This window comes from Paenibacillus sp. RC67, assembly GCF_030020805.1.
Classification (GTDB): domain Bacteria; phylum Bacillota; class Bacilli; order Paenibacillales; family NBRC-103111; genus Paenibacillus_S.
This window is the reverse complement of the sequence record NZ_CP125098.1, coordinates 4,335,144-4,349,310: the sequence shown is the minus strand read 5'-3', so window position 1 is coordinate 4,349,310 and position 14,167 is coordinate 4,335,144. Positions and strand designations below refer to the sequence as shown.

At 43.9% G+C, this 14,167-nt stretch carries 14 protein-coding genes; 13 read left to right on the top strand and 1 reads right to left on the bottom strand.

Annotation, left to right across the window (positions count from 1 at the left end):
- Positions 1-5: 5 nt before the first annotated feature.
- A complete protein-coding gene (rnz, locus tag QMA13_RS19760; RefSeq protein WP_282935469.1) occupies positions 6-953 on the top strand; it encodes a ribonuclease Z in 948 nt (315 codons plus the stop codon).
- Positions 954-1,044: 91 nt separating this feature from the next.
- Here rnz and tlp read toward each other — a convergent pair whose 3' ends face one another.
- Positions 1,045-1,266: a small acid-soluble spore protein Tlp gene (gene tlp, locus QMA13_RS19755; protein ID WP_282935468.1), complete on the bottom strand. Its 222-nt coding sequence runs from the start codon at positions 1,264-1,266 to the stop codon at positions 1,045-1,047.
- Between the two features lie 127 nt (positions 1,267-1,393).
- Between tlp and QMA13_RS19750 the strand changes: the two genes are divergently transcribed.
- The 12 genes from QMA13_RS19750 (at position 1,394) to QMA13_RS19695 (ending at position 14,148) form a co-directional block, all read left to right on the top strand.
- Entirely contained in the window at positions 1,394-1,750 is a 357-nt protein-coding gene (locus tag QMA13_RS19750) for a CidA/LrgA family protein (protein ID WP_282935467.1), read from the top strand.
- The gene (locus tag QMA13_RS19745; protein WP_282935466.1) at positions 1,737-2,429 is read left to right on the top strand and encodes an LrgB family protein; all 693 of its coding nucleotides are present in this window, start codon (positions 1,737-1,739) and stop codon (positions 2,427-2,429) included. Before QMA13_RS19750 ends, QMA13_RS19745 begins: the two co-directional genes overlap by 14 nt.
- Before the next feature lie 164 nt (positions 2,430-2,593).
- Positions 2,594-3,379, top strand: coding sequence for a GNAT family N-acetyltransferase (locus QMA13_RS19740; RefSeq protein ID WP_282935465.1), 786 nt, complete (start codon positions 2,594-2,596; stop codon positions 3,377-3,379).
- Positions 3,380-3,412: 33 nt separating this feature from the next.
- Positions 3,413-4,405, top strand: coding sequence for an LpxL/LpxP family acyltransferase (locus tag QMA13_RS19735; protein ID WP_349254155.1), 993 nt, complete (start codon positions 3,413-3,415; stop codon positions 4,403-4,405).
- A 98-nt stretch (positions 4,406-4,503) separates the two neighbouring features.
- On the top strand, positions 4,504-5,472 hold the full coding sequence (locus QMA13_RS19730) for a metal-dependent hydrolase (RefSeq protein WP_282935463.1): 969 nt from the start codon (positions 4,504-4,506) through the stop codon (positions 5,470-5,472).
- Between the two features lie 218 nt (positions 5,473-5,690).
- Positions 5,691-5,903, top strand: a complete 213-nt coding sequence (locus QMA13_RS19725) for a hypothetical protein (RefSeq protein ID WP_282935462.1) — start codon at positions 5,691-5,693, stop codon at positions 5,901-5,903.
- 704 nt (positions 5,904-6,607) lie between these two features.
- Positions 6,608-7,927, top strand: coding sequence for an ABC transporter substrate-binding protein (locus QMA13_RS19720; protein ID WP_282935461.1), 1,320 nt, complete (start codon positions 6,608-6,610; stop codon positions 7,925-7,927).
- A 239-nt stretch (positions 7,928-8,166) separates the two neighbouring features.
- A complete protein-coding gene (locus QMA13_RS19715; RefSeq protein WP_282943451.1) occupies positions 8,167-10,413 on the top strand; it encodes a DEAD/DEAH box helicase in 2,247 nt (748 codons plus the stop codon).
- Between the two features lie 63 nt (positions 10,414-10,476).
- Entirely contained in the window at positions 10,477-11,928 is a 1,452-nt protein-coding gene (locus QMA13_RS19710) for a ribonuclease H-like domain-containing protein (protein ID WP_282935460.1), read from the top strand.
- Positions 11,929-12,059: 131 nt separating this feature from the next.
- Positions 12,060-12,869: an Fpg/Nei family DNA glycosylase gene (locus QMA13_RS19705; RefSeq protein WP_282935459.1), complete on the top strand. Its 810-nt coding sequence runs from the start codon at positions 12,060-12,062 to the stop codon at positions 12,867-12,869.
- 10 nt (positions 12,870-12,879) lie between these two features.
- Positions 12,880-13,719: a deoxyribonuclease IV gene (locus QMA13_RS19700; RefSeq protein ID WP_282935458.1), complete on the top strand. Its 840-nt coding sequence runs from the start codon at positions 12,880-12,882 to the stop codon at positions 13,717-13,719.
- Between the two features lie 84 nt (positions 13,720-13,803).
- Positions 13,804-14,148 (top strand): cyclic-phosphate processing receiver domain-containing protein, encoded by a 345-nt coding sequence (locus tag QMA13_RS19695; protein WP_349254154.1) that lies wholly within the window; start codon positions 13,804-13,806, stop codon positions 14,146-14,148.
- The last annotated feature ends 19 nt before the right edge of the window (positions 14,149-14,167 follow it).

Below are 14,167 nucleotides of genomic sequence, written 5' to 3'. Positions count from 1 at the left end.
CTTACGTGGAAATTTATTTTTTGGGCACAGGGGCCGGAATGCCTTCCAAAGAACGAAATGTAACATCGATTATATTGAATTTGCTTGCAGAACGAAACGTTTACTGGATGTTCGATTGTGGAGAGGGGACACAGCATCAAGTGCTTCATTCGCCGGTAAGGATCGGAAAACTTGAGAAGCTGTTTATTACTCATTTGCATGGAGACCATTTGTACGGATTGCCAGGGTTATTAACCAGCCGCTCCTATCAAGGAGGGGATACAGGGACTCCCTTTACGATCTATGGTCCAAAAGGAACGGAAGCTTTCATCAGAACCGCACTGGACGTGAGTCAGGCACATTTGGGTTATGAGCTGGAGATTAAGGAATATAAGGTATCCGAAGAGACTGTGCTCTTCGATGACGAGCAGTTTACTGTGAGTATGGCTCCGTTGGTGCACAGAATTGACAGTTACGGTTATCGTGTTGTGGAAAAGGAACAAAAAGGAAGACTAATGGTAGAGAAGCTCAAGGAGCTTGGACTAGCCTCAGGACCTGTGATGGGCAAGATTAAGCAAGGTGTTGATATTACCCTTGAGAATGGGACACATTTGAAAGCTGCAGATTTTATCGGGCCATCCTATCCAGGACGAATTGTAACTATTTTGGGAGACACTCAGCCGTGCGAATACTCACTGAAGCTTGCGCGGGGAGCGGATGTGCTTGTACACGAGGCAACCTTTGCTGAGCAAAAAAAGGATTTGGCTGTAGCCTATGACCATTCCACTGCGATGGACGCCGCTAGAACCGCTCAAGAGGCAGGGGCCGATATGTTGATCTTGACGCACATCAGCTCACGCTATCAAAAGGATGAAGCAGAGCTGCTTACAGAGGAAGCGAAGCAGATACATCCTAACACGTTTTTGGCAAGAGATCATTCCTGCTATGAAATATTACGTAAAAAGCTAGTTTGATACCGATCTAACTGAATATGAAAAGGCCCCGTACCATTACGGGGCTATTTTTGAGCCTTCAAGCACTAATATAGAGTTCTATCTTGGCATTTTAAGATTCTTGACTAGATTCGTCCTTCATTTCTTCACGGAACGAATTCAGACTTTGTTCTCTGCGCTCATTTTTGGACTGAAGCGTTTGTTTTTCCTGAGGGCTTATTTCTTCAGCATGTTCGGCTAAATAGCTCTCTGTCTGCTCCAAATTTTCCTTGGTGTTATTAATGCTTTTCTGTAGATGCTCTGCGTTATCCGCACGATTGTCCGGTTTTGCCATAAGATGAATTCAGCTCCTTTGTCATTATGAGTACACGATGAACGCATACCAGAAATACAATCCCACATTGAAGCATTAAATATACATGGAAGCTAAAGAATGATTGAAAAGAGAGGAGAGGAAAAACTTGCTGGGGGTCACCATTTTGGTCGGATTTTATTTTCTTGGTTATGTATTGCATGGTGCCGCGCACATTCCGCTGCCTGCTAACGTAATTGGACTTATCTTGTTTACGGTTTGTTTATTTCTGAAGCTGGTCAAACTCGAATGGGTAGAGGATGCGGGTGAATTTCTGATTAAACATATGCTGCTCTTTTTTATTCCCTTTGTGGTTGGGACGATGGTGTTCTTCCATTACATAGGCGTTTATGCTGTACAGCTCCTGGTCAGTTTGTTCGCCAGCACAGCGGGGGTTCTGTTGGTGTCAGGCTGGACTGTCAAGCTGATGAACCGAAAGGGGGAGAAACAGAGTGACTCTAGATGAATTTGCGCGCCAGCCTCTATTCGGTATTGCCCTCTCATTGATCTGTTACACGATTGCCTTAACATTAAACCGGAGGCGGGCATGGCTGCACCCTTTATTTTTAAGCTCGGGCTTGATTATAATGTTTTTATTGTTAGCGCAAATTCCCTACGAAGCGTACCAGCAGGGAGGCGATATGCTTGTTTTTTTCCTTGGTCCAGCAACGGTAGCTCTCGGTATCCCATTATATAAAAATGCGCTTCGCATTCGTAAGCACCTTCGATCGATTCTGGGAGGAATCACTGCAGGGACGGTCAGCGCGCTTTTACTTTCGGCGGGCTTTGTATGGAGCTTGGGCGGATCCAAAGAGATGATGCTCACAATGATGCCCAAATCGGTAACTTCACCGATCGCATTGGAAATTTCGCGGCAAGCTGGAGGAATTCCGGAGCTCACGGCTGTATTGACCGTTTTGACAGGGTTGATTGGGAGTATGTTCGGTCCGTATTTATTAAGGAAATGCGGGGTTCGTGACGACATATCGATAGGGACCGCGATGGGAACGGCGGCACATGGGATAGGCACGGCACGGATCATCCGAGATTCGGAGCTTCAAGGGAGTATTAGTGGGTTTGCAATGGGGATTGCCGCTATAATAACATCGATACTTTTCATTCCATTATATGCTTGGCTTCACTAGTAGTTATATTTAAGCAGAGTGCTTTATTAGCTCTCTGTTTTTTTTGTGTCGAAAAGGACGTGAATCATTACAAAACATTAATAACACGCAAACGCCTGTTTAATAATCATTTGTTACGCTTACTACGTAGTCCATTCCACTTTCCTGAGAAAGGCGTGTTGTCTATGATTCAAACGGCTGCTCAAATCAGCCCTCAGTCTTCAAACTTGTCCGTCAAGCTGGCTACTCATTCTGATGAATTGGAGCAGGCTATGCGATTAAGGTACCAAGTTTTTGTTGAAGAGGAAAAGAACATGCGGTTGTTAAACGACACTGGCTTGGAACAGGATGAATATGACCCTTTGTGCGATCATTTGATTGTAAAGGATATGGATTTGGATCAAGTCGTTGGAACATACCGGCTGCTGCCAGGAGAACGGGCAATAAGCGGTAACGGTTTTTATTCCGAGACGGAATTCGATTTGTCTGCCTTTCAGGAACATAAGGTGCATTCGTTAGAATTAGGAAGAAGCTGTATTGATCCGGCTTATCGCGGCGGGAAAGCCATTCAAATGCTGTGGGAAGGTATTGCCCGCTATATTGCAGACCGGGATATCCAATATTTGATCGGATGTGCAAGTGTTCACTTGCACTCATTAGAAGAGCTCAACGTGATTTATAGTATGCTTAAGTCCAAACAAGTCATTACAGACCGATTTGGCATCCAACCCTTAGCTACCCATCGGATTTCAGGCCTTGAGCTTTCTCCCTATGAACTGACGGATAAGGAAGTGTTTCGCAGACTTCCTCCTTTGATGAAGGGTTATCAGTGGCTGGGCGCGGAAATTGGTGGTGATCCGGCTTATGACGAATTATTTGATACGATCGATTTTTTCATTGTGCTGGAAAAGGATCGCGTTACACGCAAGTATCGGAAGCATTTTTCGCTTGATGAGAATAAAGTTCAATAAAAATCCAAACAAACCCTCACGCAGGGAAAGGATTTGGAGGGGCGTACATTGTACGATTGGATTGGAGTCATTACGAAACAACAACATAGGTGGGAAAAGGTTGCGCGGATTTGTTCCTGGTTTCCGAAGTCTATGATGTTGCTGTTATGCAAATGTCTTGGTACCGTTTGGTTTTTAGCCTCAAGGAGAGGGCTTGGGGCTCGTATACAAAAGAATTTGACGGAGTTGTTATCAGAACGGTCGGAGAAGAAGCTTAGGGGCTACCGATTATCTTATTTTCACAATCTCGTTATTACATTGTATGAGCTTTGGATTGAGACCTATCGATTAAAAGAAACCGCAGCTTGGCGCTTTCAAGTGGAGGGGGAGGAGCATTTGGAAGAAGCTCTTCTTTTGGGCCACGGAGCTATTGTCTATGCGCCTCATGTAGGGAATTTCTTTTATTACTACTGGTACCTATGCCAGAGGTACTCCTGTCTAACCATCGTCACCAGTGGCAGCGAGGAGCTTCAGCCTATGTACTATCGATTCCGGGACCTCGGGTGTTACGGCTTGGATTATGATGCAACGCCTCCCCTGGAGCTGGTTCGTAAGCTTCGCAATCATTTGGCCGCTAATGGTGTCGTGTTCATTTTAGGTGATTTTTACCGCCCTACATTTCCGTTGTCCCGTTTTTTTGGAAAGACCACGAGAACGCCCGAAGGCGCCGCCTCGCTTGGGATTGATTATCAGGTGCCTATTATCCCGTTTCACGGGTACAGGAAAAAAGGATTTACCCATATGCTGTCCTTTGAGCAGCCACTCCATTTGTATGCAAGCTTCCAGAGAACACAAAGAGCTGAAGCGACGAAAGTACTGAACCGATATATGGAAAGCGTTATTCGCGAGTATCCGGAGCATTGGTTCTATTGGTTTAATGCCGAAGAACGCTGGGAAGATGAAAGTAACAAGGCTTCAAAAGAGGACCATCATTCCAAGGTTAAGCGTACAAAGAAGATCGAAACACAAAAGGAGTTTTCCGCCTAAGTGGGAAACAACGCTTACGAAGAAAGCTTTGCTTCTGGCAAAACCCAGTTACTCTTTCGAAGAAAGTTTTGCATAAGCAAAACTTGTAGGAGGTGCCCATGGATACAGCAAGTCACCTTTTGTTTGGGGCAACATTGGGAGGGTTAGCATTATTAGACCCTGTCGTTGCTCAACAGCCAGTTCTTGCTCATGCTATTATGGCAGCCACTTTGATTGGGTCGCATGCTCCTGATTTTGACACGGTCGTACGGCTAAAAAGCTATTCTGCCTATATCCGCGTACACCGTGGAATTACTCATTCTATACCCGCTCTTTTCTTATGGCCTCTAATCTTATCCATTCTAATATCAAGCTACTTTCAAGTCTGGTATCAAGTCCATTTAGTATTTTTATGGGCCATGGGAGCAGTCGTCTTTCATGTGTTTCTAGATTGGTTTAACGTTTATGGAGTTCAGTGCTTTCGGCCTTTGTCGAATAAATGGAAACATATGGATGTTTTGTCTTTGTTCGAACCCTTCTTATTCGCAATTCACGGTATAGGGATGGCCATCTGGGGCTTAATCGGAACAACGCATCAGATAGGCTGGATGTTTTTATGGATATATGCAGCCACCTTCATCTATATCGCACTAAGATCCTATAAGCATCGTGAAGCGGTTCATCGGGTTAGAAAAAGACTTGGAGAAAAAGGAACCTGTCAGGTGCTTCCCACTTGGCAGTGGAATCGCTGGCAGTTTGTAATGGAGACCGATGAGCTTTTTTATACCGGAATGCTGGAGCGGAGGGAGCTTACCATTAAGGATGTATATCATAAGAGTCCCTCAGACTCTATAGTCCAGGCGTCGCTCGCAGCGGATGGAGTAAAAGCATTTTTGTATTTTGCACAAAGAATCCATGTCAGCTGTAAAGAGCAAGACGACGGTTATGTGGTGAAATGGCGGGATGTGCGTTTTTGGTACAATCATCAGCTTCCATTCGGAGTCGATGTTCAGTTGGATCGTAATCTAAATGTGGTGAACAATTCCTTAGGATGGAGAAAAAGGGCATGGGATCCTCCATACGTCTAAGAAGGGCCTTGTGAAGGCCTTTTTTTCCATCTGGATTACTTATTTCTCAGGTAATGAATAGGATCTATCTTCCAAACCAATTGATAGAATGGCTAACACACATCTGAAATGGGCTAAGAGGAAAATTAGTTTCCAATACCATGAAAGGCTTGAATGAATATCCTCTTATATGGATACAATAGAAGAAGTGAAAAATGATAGTCGAGAGGGTGTGCGCTATGGATTTTACAAGTCACGATATTGCTATTATCGAACAAGCGTTACAACGAGCGATTAGCTCGGAACCAAAAGACTCGAAGGTCAATCACTACCGTGAAGTGTTAAGCAAGCTGCAGAATAATGCGGCAGCCGCAATGAGCTCTTCCAGCAAAGGGACCGTTGCCCACGATGGATTAAGGTTTGACTACGACGATTCATCGGACCTTCTCTAAAAACTTTTCCCGGGAAAGCGCAGGAAACGACATAATATTCTGAAAGTTTAAACATTTATCCAATTGAATTATTACACACTTCGACTGCGTTCCGGAAGTTCTTGCTTTAAATAGCAAAACGTTTAACCCATTGACGACGATCTGTCGAAAATATGAACCCTGACGGTCATTTCCGTACAGGGTTATTTATTTAACTTGATTTGAGCTGAACATATGAAACATACGTTTCTTGCTTTGAGTTCCGTGGGGGAAATGGTGTAAGGTGGGACGCAGCAATAGAGATATGGAGATAAAAGCCTTGACAATTATATGTTGAGGAACTATATTTATAACAAATAATATGAATATGTACGGTGAAGGCCTGAGTCTCGGAGAAAACCTTATCCCGTAAACATACCCATCATTTTTTGGTGAGTCATGTTTACTTTGATAAGGTTTTTTTATCTTTTGCCGGATATAAATGTAAGCGAAAACATGATACATACACACTTTAGCTGACAATCAGTATAAGGTATCGCTGCGTTGGCGGCGAAGTTAAGACAGTAAGGGTGGTGGTTAGCGATTCCTAAGGTTCAGACTTCGGTATTGGACTGAGAGAGCGAATGATGCGAAAGATCCGAGAGTTTAGTGCGGGGTATCCGTTCCAATTGTAAGGACTTGATAAGATTGTAAGCGTAATCAATGCTATTAAGGGGGAGAAAAACTTGTTCAAACCATTTAAAAAGATTTCTTTGCTAAGTATTGTGACCATCATGGCGTTAACGGGTTGTACTTCCAGCAGCAAGCCCACTGCAGAACCAAAACTTGAGGAAACAGAATTTAAGGTATCTACGGAGCCAGTAACATTAAAGTTTTATGTCAATGTAACTAGACTTTCGCCTCTTGAGTACAATACGTTCTTTGTAGAGCCTATCAAAAAGAAGTATCCTCACATTACGCTTGAAAAAGTGGAAGGGGATCTAGAAAAGCTTATTGTCGCTGGGCAAACACCGGACCTTATTTTCTCTGACAACGATTGGCATATGCCGCTAGTTTCCTTGGATCTGCCTGCTGATCTAACGGATTTAGTCAAAAAATCCAAGCTGGACCTTGGCAAATTTGTCCCTGAAACGATACAAGCGATACGAAATCTGGATCCTAAGGGAAAAGAACTGCAAGGGATTCCTTTTAGCCGGAACACAGGAGTGTTATTTTATAATAAAGATATTTTTGATAAGTTCGGTGTTCCATATCCGAAGGATGGCATGCTCTGGAGCGAAGTCCTGGATCTATCCCGCAAGTTAACGAGAATGGATGAAGGTGTTCAATATATAGGCTTTGACCCGCGTTTTCCAGATCATATGATCAGCCAGTATTCTCAGCCATTTGTAGACCCAGTAACCAATAAAGCGCTTGTCGATATACCTCTTTACCATAAGATTCTGGAAGTGTTCCGTGCCAATTACGATCAACCTGGTGTTGTCAATGGGACTTCATATGCTTATGCAGACGGTACGTTTATAAAAGAGAAAAGATTGGCCATGCAGCCGGATTGGGCTTCCAAAATAATGAGTGACCTTCTTCAAGCTGAAGCGGATGGCATTGCTCCGAATTGGGATATGGTGACGAATCCTACCTTCGAGGATAAAGTCGGAAAGGGACGTCATGCGCTGGCGGATATGCTGGTCATTACGAAAGGAAGCAAGTATAAGGAACAAGCGATGCAAGTCATTGAGCTGCTCACCTCTACAGAGAATCAAATGCTTATTAGTAAGCATTCCCGGATTACGGTTTTGAATGATCCCGAAATTGTAAAAGCGTTCGGTTCGGAGAACCCATCGCTAAAAACTAAAAATACAGCTGCCATTTTCAAATATCCGTCTTCTCCTACGCCGACACCAAATAAATATGACAAAGAAGTACAAACATTGATTCGTAACATGCGTAAAGATATGGCTCTAGATAAAAAGGATATCAACACGGTGCTTAGAGAAACGCAAGAAGCGGCCGACAAGAAAATCGCTGATTTAATGAAGCAGCAATGAGAACATAATCAAAAGCACTGACCCTAGCGGTCAGTGTTTTTAGTTTTAATGAACATTTCGAAGAGCAGGGAAAAAGCGATTGGCAAAAGTCAGGGCTCAATCCATTTCTTGCATTGAGTTGCGAACATGTATTCGATATAATGAAGTTAAGTATTAGAGGAACGAAGGGTTAAGCTGGATAATCATATGGATTACCGTATAGCGATATTGTGACTGTGAATTAAAGGGGATACCTCATGATAAAGAAGAAATCACTTACAGAACTGATCCAGGAATTACGATCAAATGAAAATATAGTAAACTGGCATGAAACCGAACCGCAGGATGCTAGAACTGCCCCTATGCCACAGAATTTGGACCCGCGTATACGTGCTGCTTTAGAAAAACGGGGAATCGCTGAACTGTATTCGCACCAGCATTCAGCGTACCAATCCGTACAGAAAGGCGAAAATATTGTAGCCGTTACGCCAACAGCTTCTGGAAAAACTTTATGTTATAACCTACCCGTTTTGCAGGAAATCGCAAAAGATGAAACAAGCCGGGCGCTGTACTTGTTCCCTACTAAAGCCCTGGCACAAGATCAAAAAAGCGAATTAAACGAGATTATAAAAGAAATGGGTATAGACATTAAAAGTTATACCTATGATGGGGATACATCGCCGGCCATTCGTCAACTGGTCCGAAAAGCTGGGCATATAGTCATTACAAACCCAGATATGCTGCATTCTGCTATTCTTCCACATCATACAAAGTGGGTTAGCTTGTTCGAGAATCTAAAATACATTGTTATTGACGAACTGCATACCTATAGAGGGGTTTTCGGTAGTCATGTAGCTAACGTCATTCGACGGCTGAAAAGGATATGCAAATTTTACGGAAGCAATCCCGCCTTTATATGTACTTCAGCTACAATCGCCAATCCGAAGGAATTAGCGGAACAGCTAACGGGAAGCCCTATGCGCCTTATTGACGATAACGGATCACCGCGGGGAAGGAAGCACTTCGTTTTCTATAACCCGCCTATTGTCAATCAGCCACTTAATATTAGAAAAAGTGCAACCGTTGAAGTTAATAATCTTGCTAAAGAATTTTTGAAGAATAAAATACAGACTATCGTTTTCGCAAGAAGCAGGGTACGGGTAGAATTGATATTAAGTCATTTGCAGGAACTGGTTAAAAAGGATATTGGCTCTAAAGCCATACGAGGATATAGGGGAGGCTATTTACCAAACCAAAGGCGTGAAATTGAAAAAGGATTAAGGGCCGGGGAAATTTTGGGGGTAGTCAGCACCAACGCATTGGAATTAGGTGTAGATATAGGACAACTGCAAGTATGTGTCATGACAGGGTATCCTGGAAGCATCGCTAGCACCTGGCAGCAGGCGGGGCGTGCAGGGCGTAGACATGGGGAAGCACTTATAATTATGGTAGCTAGCTCTACACCTATCGACCAGTACATTGTCCAAAATCCTGAATACTTTTTTGAAAGATCGCCCGAAGCGGCACGAATAAATCCTGAGAATTTAATCATTTTAGTGGATCATTTGAAATGTGCGGCATATGAGCTGCCATTCAAAAAAACCGAAGAATTCGGGCCTTTGGACGTAACCGACATAATGGAGTACTTGACGGAAGAGCGGGTTTTACACCATACCGGGGATACCTTTTACTGGGCAGATCAATCTTTCCCCGCGAATAATATTAGCCTACGTTCAGCTTCGCAGGAAAATGTGGTAATAGTGGATCAATCAGACGTCGCTAATGTGAGAATCATAGGCGAAATGGACCGATTTAGCGCTATGACTCTGTTACATGACGAAGCTATTTATTTGCACGAAGGGGTACAATTCCAAGTTGAAAAGCTGGACTGGGACCACAAAAAAGCCTATGTAAGAGAAGTAGATGTAGAGTATTACACGGACGCGAACCTGGCCATACAACTGAAAGTATTAGAAATTGATAAATCGAACATTAGGGAAAAAACAGCGTTGCATTTTGGAGATACAACCGTAAATGCCGTTCCAACCATTTTCAAAAAAATCAAATTGACTTCTGGTGAAAATATTGGATCGGGTCCAATCTTTTTGCCCGAAGAAGAGCTGCACACAAGCGCGACTTGGCTAGAACTTAAAAGCGTAGATCCCGACATAGGGGTAAAAACATTGGAACAATTATTATTGGGGATCGCCAACGTATTGAAGCACATTGTACCTGTCTTGGTAATGTGCGACCGGAATGATATTCACGTAGTTTCACAAATAAAGGCGGCACATACACAATTACCAACCATTTTCGTTTACGACCATTATCCCGGAGGGATCGGGCTAGCTGACGAAGTCTATAAGCGGTTTGTGGAGGTAAAAGCAGCTGCCAAAAATATGATTCAAAAATGTCCGTGTAAGGAAGGATGTCCGTCATGTATTGGTACGGAGATAGATGGGAGCGACTTAAAACGACGCAGTATACAGCTATTGGATCATTTTTAACTCGCATGCTTGTACCCCCATTCATTAAAATCAAACGCTCATTGAACGACTGGAGGTGCCGCGATGAGCAGCTTACGTGAACGTCTCCTGCGGCACAAAAAGTCGGATAGCAGCATACCAAATGCCGTTGCAGCTTCAGAAGAAGTACAGCAGACCGAGGTTAAAAACGAGTGGGATATTATAGAGGCTCAGATGGCGCACAATGAATGGGGATCTTTCGTGCTGCGCCGACGTGTGTACGAGAGTTCCTTTCTACATGGACGTTATGCATTAGGTGAATTAGTAGGACAATCCGATCCACTGTTGTCCATTTTGTTAAAAGGGGATGTGGATCCAGCCGAAAGCAGCCTGCCTCACGATCGCCTACTTTACCTAGATACGGAAACAACAGGGCTGGGAATAGGGGCAGGGAATGTTCCTTTCATGATCGGCATCGGTTTCTATGAAGGCGATCTATTCGTAGTGGAGCAAATGTTCATAAGAAATCCTGCGGAAGAGCTGGCGATGCTGTATCATCTGCAAGAGAAGCTGGAGAAATATCCTTATCTGGTGTCATATAACGGTAAAACTTTTGATTGGCCGATAATCAAAAACAGGTACATATTGAACAGGATGCCATCGGACCCTGAAATTACGGGGCATCTGGATTTCTTATATCCATCACGAAGTCTGTGGAAGCACACGCTTCCTTCCTGCCGTTTAGGAAAGGTGGAGGAGGAGCGGCTTAGCGTAACAAGGCATGAGGATGTTCCAGGGTCGCTAGCTCCGACGTTGTATTTTCAATACTTAGCCGAAAATGATGTCTCGATCGTGAAAGGTGTTTTCATTCATAATGAGCTTGATATTTTATCCTTAGCTGGCTTATCAGTGCACTTTTCTCATGTGATCCAAGGAAAGATCGACTGGACAGGAATGGGCCTCGAAGAGCAGTACCGATTAGGGCTATGGCTGCATAAAATTGGCTTTGAAACCCGGGCAGAGCAAATCTTAGATCAGTTGTGTGAACGGCTGTTGGAGTCGGATCGTGAAGAAGCGCAGGATGATTACTTGCTGCCACTTGCACAGGTTTATAAACAGCAGCACCGCTATTCAACCGCATGCAGCTTATGGTCAGCCTATATAGAAAGGAAGGGACATCGAAATCTGGCTTCCCTAGAACCATATATTGAGCTTGCTATGCACTATGAGCACAGGGAGAAGGATCTGGCGAGGGCTTTGGCGTTAGCAGAACAGGCATTGAATAAGGCTTGGCAGCGACAAGCTTTAAGAAGACCGCAGCGACCTGCCAAGAACGGTTCTACTAGAAGTCGGGGGATGTCTGCCGAAGAACGCAAGCAGCATGCTGAAACAGCCGACTTGGAAAAACGGATAGAGCGGCTTCGCAAGAAAGCCAAACGGCCCGATGGTTCGAGTGATTCCGATCGGTCCTCTGCAACTATAAAATCATTGCCTTCCAAAAGACGACGTAAAGTCTCAGGCGAGCATCAGGATTGGACTATGGATAGCTTAATATAAGGCATCATTTAATAAAAACAGCAGCTATTTTCAATAAAGTAGCTCCTGTAAAAGCATAATTCCCTTCGTAATGGAAATATTTGAAAGTATCTGCTTTGACGCTTCAAATAATTTCAAGAGGGGATGAGGCTATGCCGGAGCTGCCGGAAATGGAAAATTACAAGCTGCTGTTAAATCAAAGATTGGTCGGTCGAATTATTACGGACGTGCAAGTGGAAAGGGAGAAGTCTATTAATGTCCCGGTACCATTATTCCAACATGAGTTAATCGGGAATTCGATAAGAGAAGTAGAAAGAAGGGCTAAGCACCTTGTTTTTCACTTGAACAACTCTAATGTGCTAGTCCTTCATCTTATGCTTGGCGGAATTCTCTTTTATGGCACAGAGGAAGAAAAACCGGACAGGACGGTTCAAGTCACACTGAGCTTCAGTAAAATGAATCTTTATTTTATAGGCTTAAGATTAGGTTATTTGCACTATTACACGCCAGAAGAGGCGGATCGCTTTCTGCAGAAGCTCGGACCGGAACCGATGAGATCCAATTTTACAGCCGACCGTTTCACACTACTTATGCATAAACAGAGCGGTACTTTAAAATCTGTGCTGGTAGATCAGAGTGTCATGGCAGGCATTGGCAATTGCTACTCGGATGAAATATGCTTTGATGCGGGACTACTGCCCTCCCGACGCAGCAATCAGCTAACGGATGATGAACTGCTGCGATTATACCATTCGATGCGGGGGGTTCTTACAGAAGCAACACAAGGCGGCGGCTATATGGATATGCCATTATTCGTTGAAGATCGGCTGACGGGTGGATATGATAAGCAGTGCAAAGTATACGATCGTGAAGGGGAGCCCTGTGTACGCTGCGACAGACCCTTGGTACGACAAGATGTTTCCTCCAAAAAATCATTTTGCTGTCTGCATTGTCAGCGTTAGGGGGGACTGAATGAATATTGGATGCCATATTAGCATTCGCAACGGCTTCCTAGAAGCGGCCAAGACGGCTTTGAAGCTTAAGGCGACAGCTTATCAATATTTTCCGAAAAACCCGCGAAGCTTGTCTATAAAGCAATGGAACGCTAAGGATGCGGAAGCCTGCGCGCATTTTTGCAAAGAACACGGGATTTATTCCATTGCCCACACTCCTTATCCGACGAACCTCGCTGTTGACGATCCAGGGCTTTACCAAGCTACGGTCCAGTCACTGCGCAACGATCTTAGCATTGCAGATGCCTGTGGTTCTATAGGCGTTGTTGTCCATTTTGGCAAATATAAAGGGACGGACCCGTTACAAGGCTACAAAAATATTATACAATGTTTACATGATGTGCTTTCTGATTGGGGAGGAAGAGCCAAGCTGCTGATTGAAAATCAGGCAGGAGACGGCTCATCGATGGGAACAACGTTGGAGGAGCTTTTACAAATTCGTACGCTTTGTTCCTATAAGGAACATATTGGTTTTTGTTTCGACACTTGCCATGCTTTTGCTAGCGGCCTATGGCCTGCAGGGGCAGATGGGTGGAGTCAGCTGAAAGATCATTCGATCCGTTTAGGTTATTTTGATCATTTGCTTGCCGTTCACCTTAATGATTCCATGTATGAAGGCGGATTATTTAGAGACAGGCATGAAATGATCGGGAGAGGATATATCGGGGAGCAGCGGTTTCGCGATTTTTTGAAGACCATTGGTGCGTTTGACTTGCCGGTTGTTTTGGAAACACCTGTTCTTCGAGGACAAACTCATGCACCGGAGATTCAACTTGTACGGCATTTAGCTGAAACTTAACGCTCTACATATCGGATTACGAGCTCCTTTTTTCATAACCGTTATTTCATTAGGGATTTAGGGCTTTCCTCAGGAGGTTGATGAATGATCATAAATGTTTTTTTGGATGATATGAGGGCATGCCCCGACGGTTTTGTATTGGCACGTAATTCGGAGGAATGCAGACTGCTTCTTGAGGAATGCGAGATTGATGTGCTTTCATTGGATTATGATTTGGGGTGGGACCAACCGACAGGAATGGATGTGGTCCGGTATATGATATCAGCTAATCGGTACCCCAAAGAAATCTATCTTCACAGCTCCAGCTTAGTAGGCCGAAAAAACATGTATGAATTGTTATATCAAAGCAAACCACAAAACGTGAAATTGGCTAATGGACCCATCCCATATGATAAACTTCTCCACATCGCTAAAACTAGACAAGAATAGGTTGTGATTGGTCGTGCAG

Bases quoted from the DNA above. Each gene is read 5' to 3' on its own strand.
- tlp (WP_282935468.1), bottom strand. From the start codon at position 1,266: ATGGCAAAACCGGACAATCGTGCGGATAACGCAGAGCATCTACAGAAA.
- QMA13_RS19740 (WP_282935465.1), top strand. From the start codon at position 2,594: ATGATTCAAACGGCTGCTCAAATCAGCCCTCAGTCTTCAAACTTGTCC.
- QMA13_RS19730 (WP_282935463.1), top strand. From the start codon at position 4,504: ATGGATACAGCAAGTCACCTTTTGTTTGGGGCAACATTGGGAGGGTTA.
- QMA13_RS19725 (WP_282935462.1), top strand. From the start codon at position 5,691: ATGGATTTTACAAGTCACGATATTGCTATTATCGAACAAGCGTTACAA.
- QMA13_RS19710 (WP_282935460.1), top strand. From the start codon at position 10,477: ATGAGCAGCTTACGTGAACGTCTCCTGCGGCACAAAAAGTCGGATAGC.
- QMA13_RS19705 (WP_282935459.1), top strand. From the start codon at position 12,060: ATGCCGGAGCTGCCGGAAATGGAAAATTACAAGCTGCTGTTAAATCAA.
- QMA13_RS19700 (WP_282935458.1), top strand. From the start codon at position 12,880: ATGAATATTGGATGCCATATTAGCATTCGCAACGGCTTCCTAGAAGCG.
- QMA13_RS19695 (WP_349254154.1), top strand. From the start codon at position 13,804: ATGATCATAAATGTTTTTTTGGATGATATGAGGGCATGCCCCGACGGT.